Below are 14,346 nucleotides of genomic sequence, written 5' to 3' on the forward strand. Positions count from 1 at the left end.
CATTATGGAACAAACCATTACTATTCACATCCGTAATAACAATTCGACTATTGAAGCCCCTGTGGGTGCCAAGCTCGAGGAAGTGTACCAGCTCTCAGGACTCCACATGGAGCATGGTCCTATCTCCGCACATGTAAATAATAAGGTGGAAGGTATGCACTACCGTTGCTACAAACAGAAAGAGGTCGAGTTTCTAGACATTACCTCAGCCAGTGGCGCCCGTGCTTACACCCGTACCCTTTTCTTCGTGCTCTGCAAGGCGGTACACGAACTTTATGAGAAATGCAAGGTGGCTATCGATATCCCCGTCTCCAACGGCTATTATGTCAATCTCAACATCGGCCATCCTGTCACCCTCGAGGATGCAGGCCGCATCCGCAAGAAGATGCAGGAGATCATCGATGCCGCCATGCCCATCCATCGTCATGAAACCACCACGGAAGAGGCCATCCGCATGTTTGAAGAGAAGCATAACCGCTCGAAAGTCAAACTGCTCCAATCCACCGGTAGCCTCTTCACTACCTACTATGACATCGACGGCTACGTGGACTACTATTACGGATCGCTGCTTACCAACACCTCGCAGATTTATCTCTTTGGCCTCGAGAAATACTACGACGGCCTGCTGCTCCGCATCCCCTCTCGCGAACAGCCCAACGAACTGGGCGAGATGACCCATCAGGACAAGATGTTCAGCATCTTCAAAGAGCACCACCAGTGGCAGGATATCCTCGGTCTGCGCACCATTGGCGACCTCAACGAAGCCATCAGCAAGGGCTACTCGCCTCAGCTCATCATGGTCAGCGAAGCACTGCAAGAGAAGAAAATTGCCAAGATTGCCGACGAGATAGCCCAGCGCAAGGGCATCAAACTCGTGCTCATCGCCGGACCATCCTCTTCGGGTAAGACCACTACCTGCAAACGCCTCAGCGTACAACTCGCTGTAAATGGCATCAAGCCCGTAGGCATTTCGCTCGACGACTACTTCGTTAACCGTGAGCAGACGCCACGCGACGCTAAGGGCGACTATGATTTCGAACACCTGCATGCGCTGAATCTCCCTCTGCTCAACGAACAGCTCACCGCCCTGTTCCGTGGCGAAGAAGTGGAGCTGCCCCGCTACGACTTCCCCACCGGTACCAGCCAGAAAAGTGGCAGGAAGCTCCGTCTTGGCGAGAACGAGATCCTAGTGGTGGAAGGTATCCACGCCCTGAACCCCGAGCTCACCTCGCAGATTCCCAACGAGCAGATCTTCCGTGTCTATGCCTCGGCACTCACCACGGTACTGCTTGACAACCACAATTACATCCCCACGACCGACAACCGTCTGTTGCGCCGCATCATCCGCGATCACAAATACCGTGCTGTCTCGGCCAAGGACACTATTCACCGCTGGCCCTCGGTGCGTGCTGGTGAGAACAAGTGGATATTCCCCTATCAGGAGAATGCCGATGCGATGTTTAATACGGCCATGCTCTTCGAACTTGCGGTTATCAAGAGTCAGGCAGAGCCATTACTGGAACAGGTGCCCGAGAACTGCGAAGAGCACGCCGAAGCCTACCGTCTGTTGAAGTTCCTGCGTTACATCAAGCCTATTCCCGAGACGCAGATACCCCCCACCTCGCTTCTCCGCGAGTTCCTTGGCGGCTCGTCGTTCCACTACTGATTTCAGCAGTTTTGGTCCTCTGGGCCTCCCATAAGTGTGGTATATTGAATCCCCTATCATTGAGGAGTCAATATACCACGCTTCAGTTATTGTCGGCCCGTCCGAAAAGCCGTACCTTTGCACCGTGTTACAGTAAAGTAAAAAGGTAAATCACTTAATTCTGAAAATTATGAGCAATTACAAGAACATCGACACCGCCTTGATTCACGGAGGCATCGCCTACGATGAATTTACAGGGGCCGTCAACGTGCCCGTCTACCTGTCATCCACCTTCAAGCAGGACGGGCTGGGGTGTCGACGCCGAGGATACGAATATGCCCGCACTGGCAATCCCACCCGCGAAGCCCTCGAATCACTCATGGCCGAGCTTGACCACGGCGTGGCAGCCTTTGCCTTTGCCTCTGGTCTGGCAGCCATCCATGCCGTGCTGAACCTCTACCACTCAGGCGACAATATCGTGATCACCAGCAACGTCTATGGTGGCACCTACCGTCTGCTCGACAAGGTCTTCAGCCATTTCGGACTCACCTATACCATCGCCGACACCTCTGATGTCAAGGCATTCGAGTCATCGCTCACGCCCGAGACCAAGGCCGTGCTCATAGAGAGTCCTGCCAATCCGCTGATGAGCGTCACCAACATTGCCGCCATCGCCACGTCGGCCCATCGTCACGGCGTACAGGTCATCGTCGACAACACCTTCATGACCCCCTATCTCCAGCAGCCCCTTCGTTTGGGTGCCGACATCGTGGTCTATTCTGCCACCAAATATCTCGGCGGTCATAGCGATCTGGTGGCAGGCGTGGTCGTCGTCAACTCCGAGGAGCTCGGCCAGCGCATCGCCTTCCTCCAGAACTCCATTGGTGCCGTGCTGCCCCCCTTCGACTCCTATTTATTAATAAGAGGTATAAAGACCCTGGGGGTTCGCCTCGACCGTCATGTGGACAATGCCGTCAAGATAGCCCAATATCTGGCAGACCACCCTGCCGTGAGCCGCATCTATTACCCGGGACTGCTGTCCGACCCCGGCTATGCTGTCAACCAGCTTCAAGCCCGTAATGGCGGCGTGATGCTGTCGTTCGAACTGCGCGACGACTATGACTACCGTGAGTTTTTCCGCCAGTTGAAGCTGATCACGTTGGCCGAGAGTCTCGGTGGCGTAGAGAGTCTGGTTTGTCATCCTGCCTCCATGACTCATGCCTCCATCCCAGCCGACTTGCGTCATCAGATGGGTATCAGCGACGGACTCATCCGCCTCTCTACCGGCATAGAGGATGTCAACGATCTGATCGCCGACCTGGAACAAGCGATTGAAAAAAGTAAAAAGATATAAAAGTAAAAAAGATATGAATTATTATAGTTCAATGCAGGAGCTGATAGGCCATACACCATTGGTCTTGCTCGGAAATATGGGCGTCAAGCCCGGAGTAAATATATTTGCAAAACTGGAATTGATGAATCCCTCAGGGAGCGTGAAGGACCGTACAGCATTCTATATGCTCAACGATGCCGAACGCCGTGGACTCATCCATCGTGGAGGAACCATCGTCGAGGCCACAGCAGGCAACACCGGATTGGGCATTGCCTTTGCCGCCTTGAACCGAGGCTATAAGGTCATCTTCGTCGTTCCCGACAAGTTCTCTGCCGAGAAACAGACGCTGATGCGCGCTTTAGGGGCAGAGATCGTCAACACCCCCCGCCAATATGGCATGCAGGGAGCCGTCAGAAAGGCCACAGAGATCCGGGAGTCCATCCCCGGAGCCATCTCTCTCGGACAGTTTGAAAACCAGAGCAATCCCCTGGCCCATTACGAAACCACAGGCCCCGAGATCTATAACGACCTTGAGGGACGTATCGACTATGTGGTGGCTGGGGCAGGCAGCGGAGGCACCTATACCGGCATCCTGCGCTACCTGAAAGAGCAGAACCCCGCCATCAGGGGCATTCTCGCCGACCCCGTAGGTTCGACCATGGGCGGAGGCGAGCATGCCGACTACAACATCGAAGGCATCGGCAACGACTTCATCGCTGCCACCATGGATATGCAGCTCGTCGACGAGGTCATCAAGATCAACGACACCGAAGCCTTTGCCGGCTCACGCCTGCTGGCCCGCCAAGAGGGTATCTTTGCAGGATCGTCGTCAGGCGCAGCCCTCTCGGCAGCCCTCAAGTTGGCTGCCCGCATCGACCGCGGCAATATCGTCGTGGTGCTCCCCGACCGTGGCGACCGCTACTTCTCCACACAGCTCTACGATACCGTCGGCGACAAGCAACTCACGTTTACCAACAACATCTCCCTCACCCTACTCATCCCGCTCTACATGCGCGCCCTGGAGAACCGCAAGGCGCACCCCATGCTCAGCGATCCACTTGCCGACCGCATCATCTCCAACATCAGCTATGACTTCAGCCAGCTCGATGCCGAGCGTAAGAGCGGTTCGTGCTGCGTTGCCCGTGCCCATTACTATGACGACAGTGTCCGTAAGGCCAGCGCAGCCCACGACGAGGTGGTCGTGGTCAACGTAGGTTGTGGTCTCGACACCCGTTTCCACCGGCTTCAAGACCTCCGGAATGTCCAGTTCTATGAGCTCGACCTCCCCGACGTGCTTGACATCCGTTCGCAGCTCATTCCCGAGAACACGGAGAACCACATGCCCTTCTCGATGTTCGACACCTCATGGATGGAGCAGATACGCCAGAACCATCCTGAAAGCCATATCATCATCATCTTCGAGGGCGTACTGATGTACTACTCCGAAGAGCAGGTACGCCTGTTGCTCAACGATATCACCGCCCATTTCCCCGATGGAGAGGTCTTCTTCGACATGTGCGACCGCAACTGCCTCACGGGGAACCTGGCCATCCTCCGTGATTTCAAGTCGCGCTTCAAGATGGGCGTCGACAGCGGTCGTGAGATAGAGCGCATCGCCCCCAAGCTCAAGCTGATCGAACAGCGCAGCAATCCAGTCATCGGCCACGATCTCAATGCCACCTGGCAGATGCTGCAGTTCAAGGTTGTTTGAACACCATTAGCCTAAATAAAGCACTGCACTTTATATTCCCACGGTGGGAACACTTTATTCCCACCGTGGGAACTGTAGGAAAGTCGTAAGCAAAGTGTCAGGATCTCCGTAGCTTTTCATCAAAAACCCTCCATCCCTCCCGTCAATGGCCCGGAAGCCCTTTATATAAAGGATTCTTTGATTTTCATCCCTCCCTTGATCCCTCCCGTCATCTCTCCCATATCCCTCCCGTCGACGGGAGGGATATGGGAGGGATTGAAAAAATCCCTCCCGTGCCGGAATGCCTTTGTATAAAGGCCTTCCAGAAGATTTAGGGAGGGATGAGAGATTTTACAGTGTGTCTTTTGTTTTTATAACCACAAAGGGTAACACTTTGGCTGTAGAGATCATTATTGGGCGAGATACTTATCAAACCAGCGGGTGATCTCTTGTAGACGGCGGATACGGTTCTGTGGGCGGCCGCTACGGGAGAGCTCGTGGTTCTCGCCCTTGAAGATGACGATCCGGGCGGGAATGTCGTGATATCTCAGGGCACTATACATCTGGAGACCCTCGGGCAATGGCGTACGGTAGTCTTCATCGCTATGGATAAAGAGCGTAGGCGTACGCACCTTGTCGGCATAAGCCAGAGGAGACTGCTTCCAAAGCAGATCGGAATCATGCCAGATGTCGGTGCCGGAATAGCCGTCGACAAAGCTATAACCAATGTCACTGATGGCACTGAGCGAGATCCAGTTGGAGATACTTCGCTGGGAAGCCGCCGCACGAAATCGGTTGGTGTGACCGATTATCCAATTGGTCATAACTCCGCCATAGGAGCCACCTGTTACGCCAAGCCGCTCTGGGTCGATGAAATCCGTCTGCCCGATAGCCGCGTCGACAAAAGACATCAAGTCGTCGTAGTCGGGGCCGCCAAACTTGCCTTTCAGGTTGGCAAATGCATTGCCATTGGAACTGCTGCCGTGGGGATTGGCAAAGATGACAGCATAACCCTGGGCAGCCCAATACTGCATCTCATGGAAAAAGCCGAAACCGTAGGCAGCTCTTGGCCCACCATGGATATCAAGTATCGCAGGATACTTCTTGCCAGGCTCATAACCAATGGGAGGCAAGGCAAAACCACGTAGCTCCAGTCCGTCGCTGTTGACATAACTGATCTCCTGAGGATGGGCGATATGATGTGACGCGAAAAGCGACGTGTTGATATCACTGATACGCTGAGGCGCATTCTTGCCATCGAAATAAAATAGTTCCTGACCATCCTGACCGTAAGCTCCAACAAGGAGATAGCCTTTCTTGTAGGGCAGATACTCATCGACATTGAAATCGCTGGGAGTAAGCAACTTAACACCTCCACCTTTGTGCGGCAGGCGGACCAGCACAGAGTAGTCGGCCTTGGCGGTCTTGAACACGATGCCCTGCTTCTCGAACAGGATATCCGAGCGACCGCCGGACTTCACGTCGGATGCCGTACCGTCGCCAATGGCATAGAAGTCATTATCATAGACGTACTGGCTTTCGCCTGTCTTGACATTGATTCGGTAATAAGGCGAGTTGGCCTGCGGGTTCTCAGCATTGCGCTTGCCGATGGAGATGAATATGTTTTCGTCATCGATAAACGTGGGGAAGCCATAGCGAACGCTGTCTCCGACGATGAGTTCACGGGCTTGGAGAGTCTTGGTGTCTACGGCATACAGCCTGTTGCCAAACACCTTGGGGCCATGTTCCCGACTATCGGTATAGACCAGATAGCGCGCATCTTTGCTCAACTCCAAGCTTCCGACTCCCGCCAGGCTGTCGGTGAGGGCGGTCACCTTACCGTTGTCAGAATAATAGAGTATTGTGTGGTGGCGTTGGATGTCTCCACGTCCGTTTGACCAGAACGGCAGATCCTCAAAGACGCGATAGCGCTTATCGGCATCCTGCGACTTCAGGGAGTCGGGCAGTGGAAAGGGCTCTCGCTCCACCTTTTTCGAGGAAGTAAAGAAGAAATGGGTGTCGTCGACGAACTTAACCTGACCAACCTGATAGGGTATGGTGAGCCACTCCTGTGGCCCGCCATAACTCTTGGTTTGCTTGTAAAACACAGTTTTCTTTCCTTCTGTTTTTCGCGTGACAATGGCATCGTCGATAATCTCATAGTTGCCAAAGTGCCCTGTATTGGTTAGTCTGACGGCTTTCCCGTCTACCAGCTGATAGAGGTCGGAACTATAACTGTCGGCTTTCACATTGGCTTGTCGAAGGACGAAGAAGATGTCATCGCCAATGGTCTTGATTTGCGAGACCGCCTTGATCTTGGCGAAGAAGTCGAGGCCGACCAGTTGTTTGTCAGACGTCACTTCCTGTGCCGTGGATAGCAGTGGCAAGAATGCCACTGCCAATATGCTCAATGTATGTTTCATCTTCATTATTGTGCACTGGGATTTACGAGGATTTCATAGGAGGGGAGTGCCCAGCAGTAGGTGGTACGGTCAGAGGGTGTGGCTACGACCACGGTGTCCCACTTGCCAGCGGTGGTTGTGGCAGCCGGATGGACGAAGTCTTCAGCGCGGCGACTGATGTCGAGGCCACGGAGGCCTTCACCAAGAAACTCGGCTCGACGCTCGTTATAGATAGCGGTCTTAAGGGCATCGCCCGTCAGCGACGTGACATCGAGGATATCGCCCACGGGGATGGAGCGACGGCGCACCTGATCAAGCAGCGCGGCAGCCTTCTGGTAGTTGCCGACATTGAAATAGCTCTCAGAGAGATTGAGAAGCGTCTCGGCATAGCGGAAGATGTGTACCCACTCCACCATCACAGTATACTCATCGTACTTCTCATACCAGGTTTCACGGCCTGTGGCTGGGTCGACCTTGATGAACTGGGTGCGGCTGTCGGTGGCCAGGTGATATTCTGGAATGGTGATAATACCTGTACGGGTGTTGAGGGTATCGATATAGCCCACTTCACTGGCGATATAGCTGGCAGGATGGCGCTGGCCCGCTCCTCGCTCGGTGTTGGTGAAGGGCATCGAATAGATGTTTTCTGCCGTGTGGTAGGGGGCGTCGAACATCTCGCGGACACTGCTGCTCAGCGAGAATCCCGTCACCTGCTCACCCTCGCGGATGGCCTCCTGCCACTGACCCTTCGCCATATAGATGCGCTGCAACAGCATGTGGGCAGCAGCCTGTGAGGGGATGGTGGGGTCGAACGAGGCGCCTGTGTTGTTGGGCAGGGCAGAAATGACATTGCTACTCAGATCGGTGATGATCTGATCATAAATCTGACCTATCGTCCACAGAGGGGCATCGTTGAAACCGGGTCCAGTGACAGCCTCCGTATGGATGGGGATAGCCTTGGAGTTGGGATCGAAGGCGTAGGGCTGTGAGTATACCTGGGCCAGATAGTACCAGCTGATGTCGCGGATAAAGAGGGCATTGGCAATATACTGCTGGCGTTTGGCCTCGGAGATGGGCAGGTTGTCGCGTTGCTCAAGGTTCTCCTTCAGTGTGTTGGCGGCATTGATGGCCTGATAGCCGGCTTGGAAGAATCCGGGGTTCATCGCGCTGTTCTGAGCGACAGTGAAATTGTAGGTGTCGGAGTGGGCCAGCGTGTTATTGCCGGTGTTTACCAGATCGTCGCCTCTGTTGTCGAAGATGACAGAGATATTACCGCCGCCGAAGCTGCTGTTCTTGAAACGGCTGAAGACACCGTTCATCGTAGCATCAATCAGTTTCTCAGATGTGTATATGTCGTATTCAGTCACGGAGAGCTTGGGATTCTTGTCGAGGAAGTCTTCTCCGCAGGAGCTGGCAATCAGCGTGATGCCTAATAGCAATATGTATTTTGTCTTCATGTCTTTACCTTTTATTATTATACCCATTTATACCTTTCAGAAAGAGATGTTTGCGCCGAAGGAAATAGTACGCGTCAACGGGGTCGTATTAGAGTCGATACCCGAACGCAGGTTGGCGTCATTATAATAGGAATTGATCTCGGGGTCAAAGCCTGAGTAGCCAGTGATGCAGAACAGATTCTGCGCTTGGGCATAGAGACGGAACGAGGTGATGCCCAATGCCTTCGGCCAGCGACGGGTCTTGAAGTTATAACTGATGGCAAGGCTCTGCAGGCGGATGAAGTCGCCATTCTCAATCAGGTCGCTGATGGGATTAGCCGTGCCGTTGGAGTAGTTATCGTTGTAAGAGGCCTTGGCATATTTAGCATGGTCGCCAGGCTGTTGCCAGATGTTGTCGTACCACTCCTTACAGCCACTCCACATACGGCCGTCGGAAAGGGTGGCGCGCATGGAATTAAGAATTTTGTTGCCGCCCGAGAAATGGAAGTTGAGATTGACATCCCAATTCTTATAGTGGATTGTATTGCTCCAACCGCCATAGTAGGTGGGCTTGGTGTTGCCGGAGATCTCTGGCTTCCAATCGCTCAGCGTGTACTTCGACTTGGTCTCGCCGTCCATTTCGTAGATCTGGGCGCCACCCTGACCATACTTATAGATGAGCAGCTGGCGGTCGTAGCCTCCGTCGGCACGCTTGATGAGCACCACGCGACGACCTGTCTGGGGGTCAATGCCATCGGTGGGATAGGTATAGAGCTGTGCCAGCGAATAGCCTTCGGTGGTAATGTTGGAGCCACTAATGATATCATCGGCCAACTCGAGCACCTTGTTGCTGACGAAAGAGATGTTCAATGTAGAATTCCATGAGAACTTCTTTTTACGGATGATGTCACCGCCGACGCTCAATTCGATACCCGTATTGCGGGTCTTGCCGAGGTTGGTGCTGATAGAGGCACCGACGATACCGGTAGAATAGGCCTGAGAAGCATTCAGGATGAGGTCTTTCGACTTGGAATAGAAATAATCCACGTCAACAGTGAGGCGCCCTTTGAACAGTGAGGCACTGAAACCGATGTCGGTAGTAGCCGTCTGCTCCCAGCCCAGATCGGGGTCGTTGATACCTGATGACACATAGGAAACATCGCCATTATAGGTTGAGGCAGAGTAGACACTCTTAGAGGCATACCAGTCGACATTGGCGTTACCCACAATACCATAACTCAGTTTCAACTTCAGGTCGTCGAAGATACCGTCTTCGCGCAGACTGCGGAAGAAGCGCTCGTCAGAGATACGCCAGGCACCGCTGAGGCCATAGAAGTTACCCCACTTGCGACCCAGTTTCGAAAGTCCGTCACGACGCCAGTTGGCTGTCAGGTAGTAGCGGCTGTTCCAGTCGTAGGTGAGACGACTGATGTAGCTGAACATGCTACTCTCCTGGATGTTGCCCGAGCCACTATAGGTGATATAGGGGGCCTCGACATACATCTGGTCGGGATTGCTCAATGTGGTGCCGGTGCGCGAGACAGTGTTGCGTTTATTCTCTGATGCCTCTACACCCACGAGAATGTCGAAATGGTGCTTCTTGATATCAAACGTATAGTCGGCAGTGTTCGTCCAGGTCCAGCTTCTCAGGCTCGACGTTCCCGTGTTACTCCGTCCATCGGGATAGCCGCCACCATGGAGAGGGGTGCTGAACGACTCGTTCTGAACCAGCGTCCAGTCAATGCCATAAAGAGACTTCAGGGTAAGACCTTTTATTGGGGTGATATCGACATAGCCATTGGCGAGGACACGGTGGGTTTTCGACTCCGCATACTGTCCGCCGTCAATCAGACCCATGGCATTGTAGTAGAACACCTCGATAGCATTGTTTCCTTTTCCCAAGTTCTGAGGGGCAATGGTAGAACGGTAGATACTCCCATCTTCATTATAGGCTGGGACATTGGGCAGATCGACGTATGCCAGGCGCGTCAGACCACCCATGGCACTCAGTGATCCACCGCGCGAATCGTCGGCAGTGTGAATTTTGCTATAGGTGTAACCGCTGTTGAAGCCCACCTTCACATATTTATTCAGACTGTAGGTGCCATTACCCTTGAATGAGAAACGGTCGTATTTGGCATCTACCGTGATACCCTCCTGAGTGGTGTAGCTGCCTGAGAGATAATAGGTACCCTTATCATTACCTCCCTGCACGTTGAGATTATGGTTCTGGGAAATACCTGTGTGGAAAATCAGGTCTACCCAGTTGGTGCTGACGATTCGGCCCTGGCTATCGGTCATGGTGGCGTAAGGAAGCTTGTTGGGGTCGCCGCCATTGTTCAGCCATCCACGATTCTTGATGTCAGTGAACTCCTGCGCTGTCAGCGGCTCCAAGAGTTTGGTGGCAGAGTTGAAGCCGAGGTTGAAGTCGTAGGTCAGCTTCGTCTTGCCGGCATAACCCGAGTTAGTGGTGATGAGGACTACGCCTGCAGCAGCTCTCGAACCATACATGGCACTGGCGGCCGCATCTTTCAAGATGTCAATCGACTTGATGTCGGCTGGGTTGATATCTGCTACGGGGTTATAGTCGGTGTTCGATGCGATGTCGCTGGTGTTGATGGGCACGCCGTCGACCACATAAAGCGGTGTCACACTTGAGGTGATGGAGGCCACACCACGGATATTGATAACGGGCGCGGAACCAACTTGAGAGCCCGCAGTGGAGATCATTACACCTGCAGCCTTACCTTCCAACAGGTTGTCAATACTATGGCCTGTCACGCCTTCGAGCTTCTCCTTGCTGATAGATGAGATCGAAGAAATGACGTCACGCGACTTGGCCACACCGTAACCCACTACCACCACCTCATTGAGCAGGCGGCTGTTCTCACGGATATAGATATCCACGGCAGAACTGGCATCGTAGACCTCCAGATCCTGCTGGTTATAGCCGGTATAGGTCACTACTAAGGTATAGGGCGACTTTCCTGCCAATGTGATAGAGAACTGTCCGTTGATGTCGGTCACGGCAGCGTTACGCGTACCTTTAATTTGTATGGCGGCACCGATAATAGGCTCTTCGGTACGCTCATCGAGTACCCGTCCTTTCAGCACGTCTTGAGCAGACGCGCTGAGGGTGGTTACTAGGCAAAAGATATATAATACAAGTCGTTTCATAATGTGATTATCCTGTTTGAATTAATTTTACGGACGGTAGCGGTTGCCACCTGATACATTCTTCCCGAAGAAAAGGGCATTGGTCAAGATACGGCTGGTACTGAACCAATAGCCGCGATAGGTAGGTGACTCACTGAAGAGGACAACCGTGCCCTGCCCCAAGTTGTCGTAAGCTACGACTGTGGCATTCTTCAGTCGTTTCTGGTTCTCCTTGGTCAGATAACCACCCAGTTGTTTGTCGCCTTTCAACTGAACAAGCGAGGCAAAGTTGTTGGTGGGACGAGGCAGCACATAGTTGCCCGTCTTCATGGTGAAGAGTTCACGGCTATGGATGCCGTAGGCAAGCGGATTGGTGATATCAAGGTCTGCAGCGTAGAGCACACCGCCTATACGGCTCGGGCCATTCACTTCGCGCTGCTTTGCATAGTCCAGGCGCTGGAATTCGTCACGGCCGGCCTTGGCATCCTTCTTATCAGCAGTCTCCTCTTTCTTCTCCGACTTTTCAAAGTGTGGTGCAAGCCCATTGGCAATAGCCCACTGGGTGGCTCTTTGCGAGGTGATCAGCACACCACCTTCACTGACCCAATGGCGCAAACGCTCTACAAACTGTTTGGAGAAGCTCTGATAGGTGCCATCGACAAGGATGATGGCGGTATAGCGGTTTAGCGGCGTACGGTCGGCATAGTCGCTGAAGATCTTTGTCAAGGGAATATGATGGTGGTTACCCAGCAGGTTCCATGTCTCGCCGATGGCCGTCCAGTTGACGCCACCATAACCGCCTGTGCTGACGAAGGTAGCCACAACGGGCTTCTTGACCTCAATGAGATTATCACTTCCCAGATCGATACCCGCCTGGCTCAGACCCGTCTTCAGACTATAGACCTGCACGTTGGTACCCTCAACGGCCTGACGGATGGTGTTGTAAACACTGTCTACCGATACCGTCTGATATACCAGCGGAACGAGCAGACTACCTGTAGCAGCTTGCCGGATACTGGCTTCCACAGTCTCTGTGGCAAATGGCTTATAGGCTGCCTTCACATAGATACCCTTATCGAGCAGTTCATAGAGCACCTTAGTGGCATAGAAATCAGAGAAGTCAATCAGATAGGCATATTCTGACTTGTTGAAGGCTGACTTCTGAACGGCAGGCACCTCGGTCACCAGCTCTCCGACACCAGCAGCTGCCGTACGTACGAAGGGAAGACCATACCCATGAGCCGTGCTCCAGGCTGTAATATCCATGAAGATGCTGTCGACAAACTCTGTATGCTCATCGAAAGCGGCATTTACCAGGCGCCACTGGGCTTGTCCCAGGGGAATCACATAGGCATTGCCGGCCTTGAACTGTTTTCCTGCCTGACTAAAGTCCTTCGACAGCCGATGGACTTCAATCTTATGGCGCAGCAGATTGTCAAGGAAGAGATTGGTGATGCCCTTGTCTTCAGAATTGCCAAATACGATATAGCCCTTTCCACCCTTAGCGACAGCACTCTTGAAGAACTCTTGCTGATGACGCAGGAACACGGCCTTCTGATCGGTGCCAGCCTTCAGAGCACCTATAGCACTGCGGGTATGGTCGCGCAGATTCTTGGCAAACTTGTGGATACCAATCGACGACTCCACCTGTACGCCCTGTGAGCTGCCCACCTCGATGGTAGTACCCACGCCACCTTCAAAGTCGGGATAGGTAGAGCCATAGATGGGCGAGATGTTATCATAGTTCTCCTTCGTAAAATAGAGCGAGCCAATCTTGTCGAGCTCTGAGCCGAAATACTTGGCTAGGATGACGTTCAACTCCGCATAGGTGCTTTCGGGAACGGTATAGTTCCATGTGCTACGCTCTGGCGAGGGTTCGAAGTAATAGCTGCTGTTGGAGCCCATCTCATGGTAGTCGATGTAGATATTGGGATACCACTGATGGTAGTAAGCGGCACGGGCACGGCTCTCCGGGTGAACCAATGCAAACCAGTCGCGGTTCAGGTCGGCATAGAAGTGATTACCACGCAATGGGGTGAAGCTCTGTGTGTGCTCTATGTCGAGGGCATCGCTCACCGGCGGAATGCTATGGAACGAATTGAAATACTGTGCTGCACGCTCACGGCCATCAGGATTCAGGGCTGGCTCTATCAGTATGACGGCATCACTCAGTCGCTTCACGATATCGGCATTTTTAGTGGCCGTGAAGTAATAAGCTGCCAGCACCGAGGCATCGGTTCCAGCCAATTCACCGCCATGTACATTGTAGCCCAACTGGATAATGACTTTCTGATCGTCGTAGCCCGATGCAAGGGGCTGGTCGGGATCGACGAGCCGGACATGATGCTGGCGTATCTGTTCCAGATTCTTGATGTTCTCGGGAGTTGAGATATGCAAGATGACATACTCACGGTTCTCGTGCGTATAACCAATTACCTTGAACTGTGTACGATCAGAGAGTTTATCCAGCAAACGGAAATACTCTACCACACGATCGTATCTTACCAAAGCCGAACCAATAGGAAATCCGAAGAACTCCTCTGGGGTGGGTATTGACTCGTCGAACTTTTCATCGCTACCAAAATAGTAGCTTGACTGGGCCTGTGCCACCAGACTGATGAGCACAGCTATCGCTAATGAATAAATCTTCTTACTCATTTCTTTGATTTTTTAAGAATTAAACT

The 14,346-nt window shown here is 53.0% G+C and carries 7 protein-coding genes; 3 read left to right on the forward strand and 4 right to left on the reverse strand.

All coding sequences use genetic code 11. The features are described from left to right. Window positions 1–4: 4 nt before the first annotated feature. The 3 genes from BMY16_RS13620 (at window position 5) to BMY16_RS13630 (ending at window position 4,689) form a co-directional block, all read left to right on the forward strand. Complete coding sequence (locus BMY16_RS13620) at window positions 5–1,666, forward strand: nucleoside kinase (protein ID WP_091843498.1); 1,662 nt, start codon at window positions 5–7, stop codon at window positions 1,664–1,666. Window positions 1,667–1,835: 169 nt separating this feature from the next. Continuing rightward, window positions 1,836–2,999: a trans-sulfuration enzyme family protein gene (locus BMY16_RS13625; protein ID WP_091843500.1), complete on the forward strand. Its 1,164-nt coding sequence runs from the start codon at window positions 1,836–1,838 to the stop codon at window positions 2,997–2,999. Window positions 3,000–3,012: 13 nt separating this feature from the next. Further along, entirely contained in the window at window positions 3,013–4,689 is a 1,677-nt protein-coding gene (locus BMY16_RS13630) for a pyridoxal-phosphate dependent enzyme (RefSeq protein ID WP_091843505.1), read from the forward strand. A gap of 389 nt (window positions 4,690–5,078) precedes the next feature. Here the strand turns inward: BMY16_RS13630 and BMY16_RS13635 are convergent, their stop codons facing one another. From BMY16_RS13635 to BMY16_RS13650, 4 genes are read right to left on the reverse strand one after another with little or no spacing between them, the layout of a single operon-like run. After that, window positions 5,079–7,091, reverse strand: coding sequence for a S9 family peptidase (locus tag BMY16_RS13635; RefSeq protein WP_170836117.1), 2,013 nt, complete (start codon window positions 7,089–7,091; stop codon window positions 5,079–5,081). Between the two features lie 5 nt (window positions 7,092–7,096). Further along, window positions 7,097–8,527, reverse strand: a complete 1,431-nt coding sequence (locus tag BMY16_RS13640) for a RagB/SusD family nutrient uptake outer membrane protein (RefSeq protein WP_170836118.1) — start codon at window positions 8,525–8,527, stop codon at window positions 7,097–7,099. Between the two features lie 36 nt (window positions 8,528–8,563). Continuing rightward, window positions 8,564–11,683 (reverse strand): SusC/RagA family TonB-linked outer membrane protein, encoded by a 3,120-nt coding sequence (locus BMY16_RS13645; protein WP_091843512.1) that lies wholly within the window; start codon window positions 11,681–11,683, stop codon window positions 8,564–8,566. A gap of 27 nt (window positions 11,684–11,710) precedes the next feature. Beyond that, window positions 11,711–14,320, reverse strand: coding sequence for a M14 family zinc carboxypeptidase (locus BMY16_RS13650; RefSeq protein ID WP_091843515.1), 2,610 nt, complete (start codon window positions 14,318–14,320; stop codon window positions 11,711–11,713). Between the last annotated feature and the right edge of the window lie 26 nt (window positions 14,321–14,346).

This window comes from Prevotella sp. ne3005 (genome assembly GCF_900110085.1).
Lineage (GTDB): Bacteria > Bacteroidota > Bacteroidia > Bacteroidales > Bacteroidaceae > Prevotella.